The sequence below is a fragment of the Chitinophaga sp. Cy-1792 genome, from assembly GCF_011752935.1.
GTDB lineage: Bacteria > Bacteroidota > Bacteroidia > Chitinophagales > Chitinophagaceae > Chitinophaga.
Map to the genome: position 1 here is coordinate 156520 of NZ_VWWO01000003.1, position 15609 is coordinate 172128.

Sequence of the window (15609 nt, forward strand, 5' to 3'; positions counted from 1 at the left end):
TTTATTTTATTTAAAGTGTGCAAATTTACAAAAATTGAGCATGGGGAGGACGTACATTTGTACCTCCGGATGAAGGAGTAAAATTACACAGACAAATTATGATTGCCAGTTTTATATATAACTTTTCTATCAGACTTTACCAGGCAGGTGTCAATCTGGCCGCCCTTATGGGAAAAATAAAAGCGAAACGCTGGCTGAATGGCCGTAAACACTGGGCAGAGCAGCTGGCGGCACAACAGCTCCAACAATCCCCCCTGGTTTGGGTACACGCAGCTTCCCTGGGCGAATTTGAACAAGGAAGGCCCGTCCTGGAGGCAATCCGTCACCAATACCCCGACCATAAAATTTTGTTAACTTTTTTCTCCCCATCCGGATATGAGGTCAGGAAAAATTACCCGGGAGCCGATTATATCTGTTACCTACCCCTGGATACCCGCCAGAATGCGGCTAAATTCCTCGACCTTACCAACCCACAACTGGTCATCTTTATTAAATACGAATTCTGGCTCCATTTCCTCTCGGAAATCCACCAGAGAAATATCCCGAATTTGCTGATTTCGGGGATTTTTAGAGAAAAACAGGTATTTTTTAAAGGTTATGGTGGCCAATTCAGAAAAGCATTGCAACAGTTTACCCACCTCTTTGTGCAGAATAAAAGCTCCCTGGACCTGCTCCACCAAATCGGCATTCAACAGGCTTCCGTTAGTGGCGATACCCGCTTCGACAGGGTTTCCGCACTCCTGCAGGAGAATAATCAGCTGCCGTTAGTAGAAAAGTTTATCGCCGGAAAGCAGGTAATGATGGCCGGAAGTACCTGGCCGGAAGATGAAAAAATGCTGGCTGCCTGGTGGAAACAACAGGGACAGCCCCTTAAACTGATCATCGCCCCGCACGAAATTCATGAGCAGCATATTCAATCTGTAATGACGCTGTTTCCGGATGCTGTCAGGTATTCCTCCCTCAAAGGGCAATGGCAGGAAGCGGATGTACTGATTGTGGATAATATAGGTATGCTGACAACCCTCTACAGATATGCTACGCTCGCCTATGTGGGTGGGGGACTGGCAAAAGGTGGCATCCATAATATACTGGAGCCGGCGGTTTACAGTAAGCCGGTAGCCATTGGGCCGGTATATGAGAAATACTTTGAAGCAGTGGAGATGGTGGAAGCCGGAGGCGCCACAGTGATCAGCAATGAGCAGGAACTGCTGCAATTCACGGAGCACCTGCTTACCAATCAGGAGGCATACGAAAAACAAGCCACCATCGCGGGTGGGTATGTTGCTGCCAATACAGGTGCTACCGGGAAAATACTAGCTTATATTCAGGAGAAACGTTTTTTAAGAACAGTGTAAAACTGCTGTACCAGCGGATGCTCGTCCTGCCATCCATGAATAATTTTAATTTCTCGTTGTATCCATAAATCGGCTTCCTGTAAGGAGTGGAAGTCGTTCAGCGTTTTCAGGGAACGCTCATACATTATATTATCGCCGTGAAACAGTTCCTGTATGAACTGGTACTTATCGTTGATACCTATTGCGTTGCGAATATCCGAGATCCTTTGCTGTCCCAGTTTCTGTCCTAGTTCCATTTGCTGGGCGGCGAGCCGTTCGTTCAGGGAAGTGCCAGCCTGGCTGGTAACCTGGCTTTTCACCTCCGGTTGTATTGGAGCTGTATTGGGCTCCACTGCGTCGAAGAGGGTGGCCGGTTGCGGTTTTTCCTGTACAGGCTTAGGTGCGGCAGCTGCCGGCTGATGGAATAAGGGCTCCTGAATAGGTGCAGGTGCAGGCATCGGTGCTGCCGGCGCCGGAACAGGGGCTGGCTCCTGGAATTTTGGAGCTGCCGGTGCTGCCACCGGTGTAAACGGTTGTACAGGCGGCTCCTGGTAGAGCGGCTGACTGACCGGTTCTTCTTTCGGCGCTTCCGGTATCAGCGGTTGCGGTACATATTGCTGCGGAGCACTGATCACAGGCTCGGGCTGATGTATGTTATTAACTGTAGATTGAGGCACAGCAAGTGGTTCCGTCACTTTTGGCTCCTCCAAAGAAACTACCGGCATCTCCTTAAACGGCATATTCGTTTCCGTTAGTTCCGGTTTATTTGGTAAAGATGTCGTAGTTTGCACCGCTGGTTCCGGGACAGTCACCAACGGTTCATGTCTCGCCGGCATGATCACTGCAATCTGCCCCAATGCAGACTGGACCTGTTGCTGGGCCTGTTGCTGATGCTGCCTGTTACGTGCATGCAATACCTCTGCCTGCAACATTTGTACGTAGTACGAAATCGTTTGCAGGTCAGCGCCGGAATATCTTAGTTCCTGTAGTTTCTCAATTAATGCATATATTTTTTCCATGCCTTAATTGTTAACGGTGAGTAATAGATAATTATTTCACTAAAATTATAGTATTTTAATTAATTAATAATCAAAATAGTACATTATGTTTATTGAACCTTCTCTTGCAGGAGGACGGAGGGGCTGGATCGAAGTAATTTGCGGCTCTATGTTTTCTGGTAAAACGGAAGAGCTGATCCGCCGACTGAAACGTGCACGGATAGCCAACCTGAAAGTGGAGATATTCAAACCAGCCGTGGATACGCGTTACGATGAAAATAACATCATCTCCCACGACGAAAATATGATCGTTTCTACACCCATTGAAAATTCCCAACAGATATTATTACTGGCGCAGGAAGTGGATGTCGTAGGCATCGATGAAGCACAGTTTTTTGATGAAGAATTGCCGAATGTCTGCGACCAGCTGGCATTAAGAGGAATCAGGGTTATTGTGGCCGGACTGGATATGGATTTCAGCGCCCGTCCATTCGGGCCAATACCAGCACTGCTGGCCAAAGCAGAATATTCTACCAAGTTGCACGCCATCTGCGTGAAATGTGGCCATATCGCCAATTTCTCTTACCGTAAAGCCGCCAGCACCGAAACATTACTGCTCGGTGAAAAAGACTCCTACGAGCCAAGATGCCGCCATTGTTATTACGAAAGAAAATAATCAGACAGGCTGACTGGAAAATCCTCAACAGTATTTTTTAGTCAGCCTCTACTGGTATAGTAGTGGTAATGGAAGAAGCTTCCACCGCCGTTTGTTTAACCTTGAATGTAAACTTCTTCTGGGTAAGATAGCTGAAAGTAACTACTAATGCCGTTGTGCAGATCTTGCCCACTGTCGGAAACAGGTGCAGGACATCTACAAAAAACTTCATAAACACATAATTCAATACCAGGCAAACCCCTACCAGCATAAAATACCTGATCAGCTGCGTACGTCCCTGAAGGTTAGATTCTGAGAAAACAACATATTTACTCAGCAGAAAACCAGTAGGGAAAGTAATAGCCATGGCCATGAATATCGCCGCTATATGGGCCGCCATCGGAATGAATAATACGTGAACGGGTTCCTTATGCAGGATATAATTGTAGGATATGAAATACAGGACAATATCCATCAAGGTATTTCCACCGCCACACGCCAGATAACGGAACGTTTGCTTGGGGATAATACCGCTGAATGGCTTATGAAAGAAATCAATAATGTTGAGTATGAGTCTGCGTATCATATAAAAAAGTGTCGCAAAGGTAAAAGATTCCCGGTTTTACGGAAGAACTTTAACTTACCTTAACATATTTATTAATATTATCTTAATGTCTTCGGTTTTTCCGGGCTTTTCTGGTGGAAAACAGGAAACTGCTTGTTGTTGTAAAGCTAATTGTTCCTGCTGCCGTGCGTGCGCAGCCAGGGCCGTACTCATCTATCTTACGCTTTTCGTTCTCATGGATCAGTGATGCTGGCCATATATAGACGGCCTCATCCGAAAAATATTTTAAGTTTTGGTTTTCGCTGGCAGATAAACGTTGCAGCAAGATAATAAATCAGGAGCAACCAGCCATTGTATTTCCCTTTTCTGCCCTTTAAAACCAGCCCCGATTAGCTATCTTTGCGCCTGATCATGAAGAAAAATAATCCGATTCAACAGACGCTGACGCTTGTCAGAAAAGACCTGTTGCTGGAACTCCGCCAGCAATATGCCTTTTATGGGGTCCTGCTTTATATCGTATCCACTGTTTTTGTTATTAACCTGATGATGGGCAAGCCGGACGAAAAGCTCTGGAATGCTCTTTTCTGGGTGATACAGCTATTCGTGGCGGTAAATGCGGTGGCCAAAAGCTTCATGCAGGAGAGTAAAGGGCGCTTGCTGTATTTCTATAGCCTGGTACATCCCAGATATTTTATTGTAGCCAAGCTTATATATAATATTATCCTCATGACTGTGATGAGCCTGATAGCGCTGGGCTGCAGCATTATGCTGCTGGGCAACCCTATCACCAACGCATGGTACTTTGTAGGAGTGGTATTACTGGGAGGCATCAGCCTGTCGCTGTTGTTTACTATGCTGGCGGCCATTGCGGCCCAGGCAAACCACAGCGCCGCCCTGATGGCAGTGATGGGATTTCCCCTCATTCTGCCGGTACTCATGCTCCTGGCAAATATTTCCCTGTCGGCCTTCCTGACCGTATACCAGCCGGACCTCCCCAAGACGTTCCTGCTGCTCGGTGGTATGGACCTGCTGGTAATTGCCCTGTCCATGATACTCTTCCCGTATTTGTGGAAAGACTAACAACGATTTATCAAAAAAGAAGGGGACTTATATAAACAAAAATTAATGAGATTTCAGGGATGTTTGATAAACTTAAAATCCCGCAAAATCTTTGTGATTAGGTTTAAAACGTGTAGGTTTGCCCCGGAATATAGCTGCGAAAAAAATGGCCAGACATTGGTGGAAAGCATTGGCGATACTGCTTCTTTTATATGTAATTATCGCCGGGTTCACTATCGAAATACCAATCATAGGAACTAACGGACAATCATCCAGGGGACTGTTTTTTCATGTACCGATGTGGATGTGCATGTATACCATGTTTACAATCTCCGTTGTCAATTCTCTGAGATATCTCTCCGGATTTGATCTGAAAAAAGATGTACTGGCCTCTACTGCTGCCAATGTAGGTATCCTCTTTGGCATCCTCGGTTTCGCGACCGGTACACTCTGGGCTACCTATACCTGGGGCGGCACCCTTACCAACGACCCGAAACAAATGTGCACCGCCATCGCCCTGCTCATTTACATGGCCTACCTGGTATTACGCCTGTCCATACACGACCTGGACAAACGTGCCCGTATTTCAGCCGTTTTTAACATCTTCGCTTTTGCATTACTCATCCCGCTGACATACATCATCCCTAAAATGGTGGATTCACTGCACCCGGGAAGCGCCAGCACGCCAGGTTTTTCAAGCAAAGACACGGATAACCACATGCGTATGGTATTCTATCCTGCCATCATCGGCTGGATACTTTTAAGTGTATGGATTTATACACTCGTAGTTAGATATAAGAAATTAGAGCTCAAAAATATTTTTAAATGATCCACAGAATTTTTTCCCGCTGCCTGACCGTAATGTTGTTGCTTTTTTCCTTACTGGCAAATGCACAGCAACAGAATACAGAATCAGGACCGGTAAATGAATTATTCCGCAGCAATGGTAAAATTTATGTGATCGTTGGTGTTTTAGTAATCATCTTCATCGGTATTGTGTTATTTCTGATTAACCTCGACAGGAAAATCAGCAGGCTGGAAGACAGAGATCAGCATCATTAGGCTATTTCATGTCATAATGATCATCTCATAGGTATTGTGTTATTACCGGTTTTACCCTTACAGGAAAACCGGTAGCTGGGAAGAGGGATAGAAATCTTTACGTGGTAAGAAATCTAATCGTTATACCAAAACAATATAATATGCCGCAAGATCAGCATTATAGCTTTTTCCACAGCGTGGAAAGAAGCTTTGACAAAGCAGCTGCATTCACCAAATGGGACAAGGGTATCCTGGAGCAGATTAAAGCCTGCAATGCCGTTTACCAGATCAAGTTCCCGGTAAGGATCGGCGATTCCGTTCAGGTAATTGAAGCCTATCGTGTACAGCACTCTCACCACAAACTGCCATGTAAAGGTGGTATCCGTTTCAGTGAAGAGGTAAACCAGGATGAAGTAATGGCACTCGCTTCCCTGATGACATACAAATGTGCCATTGTTAACGTTCCTTTTGGTGGCGCCAAAGGCGGTATCAAAATCAACCCCCGCAATTATACCCCATTCCAGCTGGAATCCATCACCCGCCGCTATACTGCGGAACTCGTAAAGAAAAATTTTATTGGCCCGGGCACAGATGTTCCCGCTCCTGACTATGGTACCGGCGAACGCGAAATGAGCTGGATCCTCGATACCTACATGAGTTTACGCCCAGGTGAAATTGATGGCTACGGTTGTGTAACCGGTAAACCCGTTTCCCAGGGTGGTGTACGCGGTCGAACAGAAGCTACCGGCTTAGGGGTATTCTACGGCCTCCGCGAACTCTGTAATATCAAGGAAGACATGGACCGACTCGGCCTCCCAACCGGCATAGAAGGTAAAAGAGTCATTGTGCAGGGTATGGGTAACGTAGGTTACCACGCTGCCAAATACTTCCATGAAGCAGGTGCTAAAGTAATCTGCCTCATCGAATGGGATGGCGCCATCTTCAACGAAAATGGCCTCAACCCGGATGATGTACTGGCACACAAAAAAGCAACCGGTTCTATCAATAACTTCCCTGGTTCTACCAATCTCAACAAAAATACCGACGGCCTCGAACTGGACTGCGAAATCCTGATCCCTGCTGCATTGGAACACGTTATCGACAAACATAACGCTCCCAACGTAAAGGCAAAGATCATCGGTGAAGCTGCCAACGGCCCGCTGACACCGGAAGCAGACGAAATCCTCAATAAAAAAGGGGTGATCGTGGTGCCGGATATGTTCCTCAACGCCGGCGGGGTAACCGTTTCCTATTTCGAATGGCTGAAAAATCTTAGCCATGTTCGTTATGGACGTCTGGGCAAACGCTTCGATGAAAATATGAACATCCACATTCTCCAGACCATCGAAGACCTGACCGGCAAAAAAGTTTCCGATAAAGAAAGGAAATTCATTGCCCATGGCGCTGATGAGGTGGACCTGGTATACTCTGGCCTGGAAGAAACCATGCACACCGCTTTACACGAAGTACGTGACGTTATGGTCAACAACCCGCAGATCCATGATATGCGTACCGCTGCTTATGTGTGCGCGATCAATAAAGTGGGCGCCGCCTACGAGCAACTGGGTATCTTCCCTTGATATTATTACAGTAGATTATATTATGCAGAAGCGCTCCGTTTTTCCGGGGCGCTTTTTTTTCACGCAGAGCAGCATAAGGGGCAAAGCAGCATAAGACCTGCGTTTTGTTGTTTATACAAGTTGCGTTTTGTTGTTTGTTTTAGGTAGATGCCGCCTTATTTAGATATGATAGGAGGGAAGTTCAGGGAGAAACTGCCATTGCGCCTGATCCTTGTTATACGTGCAGCAATAAGTATTGTTGCCATTAGTGATAGTAAGGTATTGTACCGGCAGTACCATATTATACCTGACAGCCTGCTCCAGTGTGGCCTGGGTTAGGGGAACTTCCATTTCCTTACATTCGATCAGCATCCAGGGGGTCATTTCCCGGTTATAGACCACGATATCAAAGCGCTTTTTTAATTCTCCCAGGTAGATTTCTTTTTCGATAGCAATAAGGGCAGTAGGGTATTTCATTACCTTATCCAGGTATTGCAGGAAATTCTGTCTGACCCATTCTTCCGGTGTCAGCACTACATACCGCTTCCTGAAACGGTCAAATATCAACGTTTTACCATCTTCTTTAATTACCTTAAAATCCGGCTCAGGAAATACTATGTTTATCACTATCTACAGGAATTATTATCTCAAAGTTAAATAATCTGCAAAACTCATCTGCCTAAAACCCTCAAAAACAACAAAACGCAGGTCTTATGCTGCTTTGCTCCTTATGCTGCTTTGCGTGAAAAGAAAAAGTGCCGGAGGCACCTCCGCTGAAATCTCCCGGAAATGCCTTATATTTGCTTGTCAAAAAGCTATGAAGACAAAAGAAGAAATTGTAGCTAATTGGCTGCCCCGCTACACAGGAGAAAAGTTAGAGAACTTCGGAACCCACATCCTCCTTACGAATTTCAGCAATTACCTTACTATGTTCGCCGAATGGAATGGCGTCGAAATCGTTGGTATTGGAAAACCAATGCAATGCGCTACCGCAGGCGATATCACCATCATCAACTTCGGGATGGGTAGTCCGGGTGCTGCAACCGTAATGGACCTGCTTACGGCCATAGAACCTAAAGCTGTGTTATTCCTCGGAAAATGTGGCGGACTGAAAAAGAAGAACCAGATCGGTGACCTGATCCTGCCTATCGCAGCTATCCGCGGCGAAGGTACCTCTAACGACTACTTCCCGGCAGAAGTGCCTGCACTCCCTGCATTCGCCCTCCAGAAGGCTATTTCCACTACCATTCGTGATAGCGGACATGACTACTGGACCGGTACCTGCTACACTACTAACCGTCGTGTATGGGAACATGATGCAGAATTCAAGGCCTACCTCGAAAAAATCCGTGCGATGGCCGTTGATATGGAAACTGCCACTATCTTCTCCGTTGGTTTCTACAACAAAATTCCTACCGGTGCACTGCTGCTCGTTTCTGACCAGCCAATGATCCCGGAAGGTGTGAAAACAGAAGAAAGCGATAAGAAAGTAACCGGCAAATTCGTAGAACGTCACCTGAAAATCGGTATCGAATCCCTGCAGAAGCTGATCGAAAGTCACCAGACAGTGAAACACCTTCGCTTCTAGGATTTGTTGTATCTTCCCGCTATGCAATCAACGCGGGCAGAGATTAAGGACCTGGAAGTCGTATTCAGGTCAGCAACCAATATTACTACAGCTGTCAACAAGATCTCCTTTACCATTGGAAAAGGAGAGATTGTAGGCGTTGTCGGAGAATCAGGATCTGGTAAATCAGTGACTGCACTCTCCTTAATGCAACTGGTACAGGAGCCCGGCAGGATTGAAAACGGTCAAATCAATTATTATGCGGCAGATGCCGCGCCCGTCAATCTTCTCCGGCTCTCTCCTGATGCCGTGCGTTCCTATCGTGGCAATGAAATTGCCATGATCTTCCAGGAACCTATGACCTCCCTCAATCCGCTGCTCACCTGCGGATACCAGGTAACGGAAGCCATCCGTCTACATAAAAATATCTCTCCTGAAAAAGCAGCTGAAAAGGCCAGGGAATTATTTGCCCGGGTAAAACTCCCTGACCCCGCCAGGATCATGGATAGTTATCCACATGAGCTTTCCGGCGGCCAGAAGCAACGTGTCATGATTGCCATGGCTATTTCCTGCGAACCTAAGCTGCTCATCGCCGACGAGCCTACTACCGCGTTGGATGTTACCGTGCAGAAAGCCATCCTGCATCTCCTCAAAGAGCTGCAGGTACAGATGGACATGAGCGTGCTTTTTATCACCCATGATCTGGGGGTGGTGGCCGAAATAGCCTCGCGGGTAATGGTGATGTATAAAGGCAATATTGTGGAACACGGGCCTGTGGCCGATGTTTTCCATCATCCCTCACATCCCTATACCAAAGGGCTGCTGGCCTGCAGGCCGCCACTGAACAGGCGCCTGAGCAGGCTGCCGGTGGTGAAGGACTTTATGGGCAGCGACGTTACACACGATAATATCAATGGATTACTGAATAAGCTGACCTTAACGCCAGAGGCAATAGTTGCCAGAAAAGCGGAGCTGGAACAGCGTTCGCCTATTCTGGAAGTTCATCACCTGCAAACCTGGTTTCCGGCGAAAAAGAGTATTACCGGCAAGGTACTGGAATGGAAGAAAGCGGTGGACGATGTCAGCTTTTCCATGAAAACAGGCGAAACCCTGGGACTGGTAGGCGAATCCGGCTGTGGTAAAACCACGCTTGGCCGGAGCATATTACGATTGATAGAACCAACCGGGGGATCTGTTGTTTATAAAGGACAGGATCTCAGAAGTTTATCGGCAGCCGCCATGCGGAATATGCGCAAGGATATCCAGCTGATCTTTCAGGACCCTTACTCATCGCTCAACCCCAGAATGACCATAGGCGGGGCTTTGATGGAGCCCATGCAGGTACATGGCCTTTATGGTAATGAAAAGCAACAGCGTCAGAAGGCAATGGAGTTATTGGAGAAGGTTAATTTATCAGCGGAACATTTTAATCGTTACCCCCATGAATTTTCCGGCGGACAACGCCAGCGGGTGGTGATAGCGCGGGCATTGGCCGTAGATCCGGCCTTTATTATCTGCGATGAGTCGGTGGCAGCGCTGGACGTCAGTATTCAGGCACAGGTATTGAACCTGCTGATCAACCTGAGAGCCGAATTCGGGTTCAGTTGTATTTTTATTTCCCATGATTTGTCGGTGGTAAGGTTTATCAGCGATAATATGCTGGTAATGCGGCAAGGTAAGATGGTAGAGATGGGGGATGCAGACAGTATTTACCGGCAACCGCAGCACCCGTATACGCAGGAGCTGATTAATGCCATTCCCAAGGGGATATAATATGTAAATTATTGACTATAAATAATTATATTCAATTTTTGATAGAGTAGAGAAAAATCCGTACTTTTGCGCACTTAAAAAAATTTATTCATACCGTAATATGAAACTATCACAGTTCAAATTCGACCTTCCTTTAAACCTCATTGCACAGCATCCTTCTAAAACAAGAGATGAATCACGTTTGATGGTTGTACACCGTGCTACCGGTAAAATTGAGCACAAAGTATTCAAAGACATCCTGGGTTACTTCAACGACAAGGATGTAATGATTGTGAACAATACAAAGGTATTTCCTGCCCGCCTTTATGGTCGTAAAGAGAAAACAGGCGCAAAGATTGAAGTTTTCCTGCTGCGTGAGCTGAACAAGCAAAATCGTTTATGGGATGTAATCGTTGACCCGGCACGTAAAATCCGTGTGGGTAACAAACTGTATTTCGGTGACGACGAATCACTGGTTGCAGAAGTAATTGATAACACTACCTCCAGAGGTCGTACCATCCGTTTCTTATTTGAAGGTAATGATGATGAGTTCAAAGCAGTACTGGACACCCTCGGTGAAACGCCGCTGCCTAAATACATCAAACGTAAGCCTGAAGAAGAAGATAAGGAGCGTTATCAGACTGTTTATGCTAAATACGAAGGCGCTGTTGCTGCACCAACTGCTGGTTTGCACTTCAGTCGCGAGCTGATCAAACGCCTGGAAATCAAAGGTGTTAAATTTGCTGAAGTAACGCTGCATACCGGTTTAGGTACTTTCCGCCCGATTGAAGTAGAAGACCTGAGCAAACACAAAATGGATGCTGAGTACTTCCACATCGACGAGCATGCGGTTAAAATCGTCAACAAAGCGAAAGAAGAAAACCGCAAAATCTGCGCTATCGGTACTACTTCCGTACGTGCCGTAGAATCTTCCGTAACTGCGCAAAATCATCTGAAAGCTGCTGAAGGCTGGACAAACACCTTCATCCATCCTCCTTATGATTTCGCTATTCCTAATGCCCTGGTAACCAACTTCCACCTGCCTAAGACAAGTCTGCTGATTATGACCTGTGCCTTTGCCGGTTATGATCTGGTGATGGAAGCTTACCAACAGGCGATCAAAGAGAAATATCGTTTCTTCAGCTATGGTGATGCCATGCTGATACTCTGATAAAAACTCAGTTTTAAAAATTCCCATCTGCTTTATGCCGGTGGGATTTTTTTTTGTTTTTATATTGCAATAGCATCAATATTCCCATGGAACAGCGTAATAAAGTAGCCATCATAGTTGCCGGAGGCTCCGGTTCACGTATGCAGAGCGCTATCCCCAAACAATTCCTGGACCTGGCCGGAAAGCCTGTTCTGTACCATACTATTGCCGCTTTTGCCGCCTCCTTTAAAGATATGCGCATAGTGCTGGTATTACCGGAAGCCCATTTCCATATGGCAGAAGAAGTGCTGGCCCATTTTGAAGAGAAACCGGACGTTACATTGGTAAAGGGCGGAGAAACAAGGTTTCATTCCGTAAAGAACGGGTTAAGACAAGTGGGCGATCATGCCGTGGTGTTTGTACATGACGGGGTGAGGCCGCTGGTATCCACTACGCTGATCCGTACCTGTTATGAGGCTGCGCTTAGCCATGGATCGGCGATTCCGGTAATAGATATGAAAGATAGTTTAAGAGAGATAGATGGGGAGAAGAACAAAGCGGTAGACAGGGAGCGGTATAAGATCATTCAGACACCGCAGACTTTCCTGTCAGAAATTTTGCTGCCAGCCTTTGATTTGCCCTATGATGCCTTGTTTACGGATGAGGCTACGGTGGCAGAGCGTTTGGGACATGCCGTGCATCTGGTGCCGGGCGAGGAGGCAAATATTAAGATTACGAAGCCGCTGGACTTAGTGATAGCAAAAGCTTTGCTGGAAGAATAAATAACTTCGGGGGAGCCCACCGCGCGCAGCGCGGAACCATCCCAATGATACCGAAGGTATCATTGGCAAATAAAAGCAATGAGAGTTCATATACCAAAAGAGGGAATGTCTACCAGATAGACATTCCCTCTTTTGATTTTATAGTAAGATGAAATTATTTCGCTGTTTGCGCTTCCGCCAGTGTTTTATTGATCTTATGGAGGATCTGGTGGGCTACATCAACTGCCTGCAGGCCGTCTACCACGTTGACAGGTACTGGTTTATTTTGCAGGATGCTGTCGCGGAAGAGTTCCAGTTCCATGCGGATGGCATTGGTTTGTTTTACTTCCGGGTTATCGATGGCGATGGTTTTTTTGCCGCTGTTGGTTTCGATATCGAGGGTAAATTTACCTTCATCAGCAGGCGTTTTCAGCTTGATGATCTCTGATTTTTTGTCGAGGAAGTCGATACCGATGTAGGCATCTTTCTGGAAGAGGCGCATTTTGCGCATTTTCTTCAGGGAGATGCGGCTGGAGGTGAGGTTGGCAACGCATCCGTTATGGAATTCGATGCGTACGTTGGCGATGTCCGGGGTGTCGCTCATAACGGCAACACCGCTGGCGGAGATGCGGCTAACGGTAGATTTAACGATACTGAGCACGATGTCGATATCATGGATCATGAGGTCCAGGATAACGGAAACGTCGGTACCGCGTGGGTTGAATTCGGCCAGGCGATGAACCTCAATGAACATTGGGTTGAGGTCATAACCTTTGAGGGCGAGGTATGCAGGGTTGAAGCGTTCAACGTGGCCTACCTGGAATTTGATATTGGCTTCTTCCACGAGTTTCACCAGTGTTTTGGCTTCGTCGATGGTGTTGGTCATTGGTTTTTCCACGAAGATGTGCTTACCGTTACGGATAGCCATTTCGCAAAGGTTGAAGTGCAGGGTGGTAGGGGCTACGATATCGATAGCGTCTACGGCCTGGATCAGTTCTTCAGCAGAAGTATATCGTGGAATATTATATTGTTCAGCCACGCTGGCAGCGTTGGCGTCACTAGGATCATAGAAGCCTGTAACTTCTACATCTTTCATGGTGGTTAGCTGGGAAAGATGGATTTTCCCCAGGTGTCCTACCCCGAACAGTGCTATTTTGAGCATATTGGATCTGAATAAATTGACGCGAAATTAATCACATTTAGGCATTTGTAGCGAATTAAATCACCCCTTCTTCCACGAGGCTGATGAAGCCTGTTTCGGAAACGATGATATGGTCTATCACTTCAATGTCGAACAGGTTGGCGGCATTTTTTATTTTCCTGGTCATGGAAACATCGGACTGGCTTGGGCGCAGGCTTCCTGAGGGGTGATTATGGCAGAGGATCATTTTGGTAGCATGGACTTCGAGTGCTTCGCGGAAGATTATTTTCGGGTCTACGGTGGTGCCGCACATGCCGCCGGTGCTGATACAGCGGGTGTGCAGTACTTTATAGGCGTTGCTGAGGAACATGACATAGAAGGATTCTGTGTACTGGTCTGCCAGCAGGGGTTTAAAGAACAGGGCGGCTTGTTCGCCGTTGGAGACGATACTTTTTTTGTGGATATATCCTGCCTGCCGGCGCCTGGAGAGTTCAAGGGCGGCTACGATGGTGACGGCCTTGGCGTTGCCGACGCCTTTAAGTTTACGTAGATCCCTGACGTTCATGCGTCCCAGCTCGGAGAGGTTATTTTTTGCGAGACGCAGTATTTCTCTTGCCAGATCTATGGCTGATTTTTGATGATGGCCTGTATGGAGGAGAATTGCCAGCAGTTCAGCATCGCTGAGTATGGCGGCGCCTTTGTCCATGAGTTTTTCTCTGGGTTTATCGGCTTCTGGCCAATGTTTAATGGCCACGTGGGGAGCGGGGTTAATGGTTACAAACATCTGGATGACCTGTTTAGCTGAAGTTACAATTTTTCGCCCGAACTAAGTTCCGCTTTCCAGTTTTTACTGCCATATTTTTTCTATTCAGGGGGTAGGGGAGAAATATAGGCAGCTATTAAATGCGTTGGCCTATCATATATTTATATTATTAATTGTGAGATGATTATGTGTGTGTTTATTTGTCTATATTAATTTTATATGAAAAATTGCTGCTGTTACCCTCAAAAAATCATAGTTTTGCATCCTCTTTCCCACTAGTATGCAACCTTCAGTAAAAATCTTCACTGGCAACAGTAATTCAGCATTGGCCGAGAAAATTGCCAAACGATATGGCAATGGTGTTAACAGCCTTGGCAAAGTAAAAATCCAGAAATTCAGCGACGGCGAGATCCAGCCGGTATTCCTGGAAAGTATTCGTGGTGATTATGTTTTCCTGGTACAGGGAACCAGCGCTCCGTCCGACAATCTGATGGAATTGCTGTTGATGATAGACGCGGCTAAGCGTGCATCTGCAGGATACATCACAGCGGTAATACCTTATTTCGGGTATGCCCGCCAGGACAGGAAAGATAAGCCCCGTGTGGCTATCGGTTCCAAGCTGGTAGCGAATCTGCTGGTAGCAGCAGGTGCTAACAGGGTGATTACCATGGATTTACATGCTCCGCAGATACAAGGCTTCTTCGATATCCCGGTAGACCACCTGGATAGTTCTGCGATTTTTATTCCTTATATAGAGCAATTAAAGCTGGAAAATCTTACCTTTGCGTCCCCTGATGTAGGTAGTACCAATCGTGTGCGTGAGGTCGCTTCCTATTTCAACGCGGAAATGGTGATTTGCGATAAGCACCGTAAGAGAGCGAATGAAATCGCTTCCATGGTGGTAATCGGAGACGTGAAAGACAGGGATATTGTGCTCATTGACGACATTTGCGATACTGCGGGTACGCTTTCCAAAGCAGCTAACCTCCTGAAGGAAAAAGGCGCCAGAAGTGTACGTGCATTTTGTACCCACCCTGTATTCAGCGGTAAGGCGTATGAAAATATCGAGAATTCAGTATTGGAAGAGATGGTAGTATGTGATACGATTCCATTGAAGCAATCCAGTCCGAAGATCAAAGTAATTTCAGTTGCTGACCTCTTCGCGGTTGCCATCCGCAATATGCATGAGAATAAATCTATCACCAGCCTGTTTATTCATAGCCAGCGCAGGGGAGACTGATAACAACGTATTTTTATAATCAAT

The 15609-nt window shown here is 46.4% G+C and carries 16 protein-coding genes; 11 read left to right on the plus strand and 5 right to left on the minus strand.

The genetic code is table 11. The features are described from left to right. The first annotated feature begins 167 nt into the window (after positions 1-167). Positions 168-1355: a 3-deoxy-D-manno-octulosonic acid transferase gene (locus F3J22_RS25880; RefSeq protein WP_205195687.1), complete on the plus strand. Its 1188-nt coding sequence runs from the start codon at positions 168-170 to the stop codon at positions 1353-1355. Here F3J22_RS25880 and F3J22_RS25885 read toward each other — a convergent pair. After that, a complete protein-coding gene (locus tag F3J22_RS25885) occupies positions 1325-2353 on the minus strand; it encodes a hypothetical protein (protein WP_167020904.1) in 1029 nt (342 codons plus the stop codon). The genes F3J22_RS25880 and F3J22_RS25885 overlap by 31 nt on opposite strands. Before the next feature lie 85 nt (positions 2354-2438). Here F3J22_RS25885 and F3J22_RS25890 point away from each other — a divergent pair, with 85 nt between their 5' ends. Next, positions 2439-3008, plus strand: a complete 570-nt coding sequence (locus tag F3J22_RS25890; protein WP_167020905.1) for a thymidine kinase — start codon at positions 2439-2441, stop codon at positions 3006-3008. A 37-nt stretch (positions 3009-3045) separates the two neighbouring features. Here F3J22_RS25890 and F3J22_RS25895 read toward each other — a convergent pair whose 3' ends face one another. After that, positions 3046-3573, minus strand: a complete 528-nt coding sequence (locus tag F3J22_RS25895) for a GtrA family protein (protein ID WP_205195690.1) — start codon at positions 3571-3573, stop codon at positions 3046-3048. Positions 3574-3963: 390 nt separating this feature from the next. Between F3J22_RS25895 and F3J22_RS25900 the strand changes: the two genes are divergently transcribed. The 4 genes from F3J22_RS25900 (at position 3964) to F3J22_RS25915 (ending at position 7232) form a co-directional block, all read left to right on the plus strand. Continuing rightward, positions 3964-4632: a heme exporter protein CcmB gene (locus F3J22_RS25900; protein ID WP_167020906.1), complete on the plus strand. Its 669-nt coding sequence runs from the start codon at positions 3964-3966 to the stop codon at positions 4630-4632. 118 nt (positions 4633-4750) lie between these two features. After that, positions 4751-5440 (plus strand): cytochrome c biogenesis protein CcsA, encoded by a 690-nt coding sequence (ccsA, locus tag F3J22_RS25905; RefSeq protein ID WP_240155214.1) that lies wholly within the window; start codon positions 4751-4753, stop codon positions 5438-5440. Continuing rightward, positions 5437-5673 carry a CcmD family protein gene (locus F3J22_RS25910; protein ID WP_167020907.1) on the plus strand — a complete coding sequence of 79 codons (237 nt, stop codon included), beginning with the start codon at positions 5437-5439 and terminating at the stop codon, positions 5671-5673. Before ccsA ends, F3J22_RS25910 begins: the two co-directional genes overlap by 4 nt. 140 nt (positions 5674-5813) lie before the next feature. After that, entirely contained in the window at positions 5814-7232 is a 1419-nt protein-coding gene (locus F3J22_RS25915; protein ID WP_167020908.1) for a Glu/Leu/Phe/Val dehydrogenase, read from the plus strand. 159 nt (positions 7233-7391) lie between these two features. Here the strand turns inward: F3J22_RS25915 and F3J22_RS25920 are convergent, their stop codons facing one another. Beyond that, complete coding sequence (locus tag F3J22_RS25920) at positions 7392-7838, minus strand: type I restriction enzyme HsdR N-terminal domain-containing protein (RefSeq protein ID WP_167020909.1); 447 nt, start codon at positions 7836-7838, stop codon at positions 7392-7394. 190 nt (positions 7839-8028) lie between these two features. Here F3J22_RS25920 and F3J22_RS25925 point away from each other — a divergent pair, with 190 nt between their 5' ends. The 4 genes from F3J22_RS25925 (at position 8029) to F3J22_RS25940 (ending at position 12462) form a co-directional block, all read left to right on the plus strand. Beyond that, a complete protein-coding gene (locus F3J22_RS25925; protein ID WP_167020910.1) occupies positions 8029-8799 on the plus strand; it encodes an AMP nucleosidase in 771 nt (256 codons plus the stop codon). Between the two features lie 21 nt (positions 8800-8820). Further along, complete coding sequence (locus F3J22_RS25930) at positions 8821-10551, plus strand: ABC transporter ATP-binding protein (RefSeq protein ID WP_167020911.1); 1731 nt, start codon at positions 8821-8823, stop codon at positions 10549-10551. Positions 10552-10651: 100 nt separating this feature from the next. After that, positions 10652-11701, plus strand: coding sequence for a tRNA preQ1(34) S-adenosylmethionine ribosyltransferase-isomerase QueA (queA, locus tag F3J22_RS25935; RefSeq protein ID WP_167020912.1), 1050 nt, complete (start codon positions 10652-10654; stop codon positions 11699-11701). 86 nt (positions 11702-11787) lie between these two features. After that, positions 11788-12462: a 2-C-methyl-D-erythritol 4-phosphate cytidylyltransferase gene (locus tag F3J22_RS25940; protein WP_167020913.1), complete on the plus strand. Its 675-nt coding sequence runs from the start codon at positions 11788-11790 to the stop codon at positions 12460-12462. Between the two features lie 154 nt (positions 12463-12616). Here F3J22_RS25940 and F3J22_RS25945 read toward each other — a convergent pair whose 3' ends face one another. Beyond that, positions 12617-13603, minus strand: coding sequence for a Gfo/Idh/MocA family protein (locus F3J22_RS25945; protein ID WP_167020914.1), 987 nt, complete (start codon positions 13601-13603; stop codon positions 12617-12619). Positions 13604-13658: 55 nt separating this feature from the next. After that, positions 13659-14366, minus strand: coding sequence for a DNA repair protein RadC (gene radC, locus F3J22_RS25950; RefSeq protein WP_167020915.1), 708 nt, complete (start codon positions 14364-14366; stop codon positions 13659-13661). 259 nt (positions 14367-14625) lie between these two features. On the opposite strand from radC, the gene F3J22_RS25955 reads away from it, so the two are divergent. Then, the gene (locus tag F3J22_RS25955) at positions 14626-15585 is read left to right on the plus strand and encodes a ribose-phosphate pyrophosphokinase (RefSeq protein WP_167020916.1); all 960 of its coding nucleotides are present in this window, start codon (positions 14626-14628) and stop codon (positions 15583-15585) included. The last annotated feature ends 24 nt before the right edge of the window (positions 15586-15609 follow it).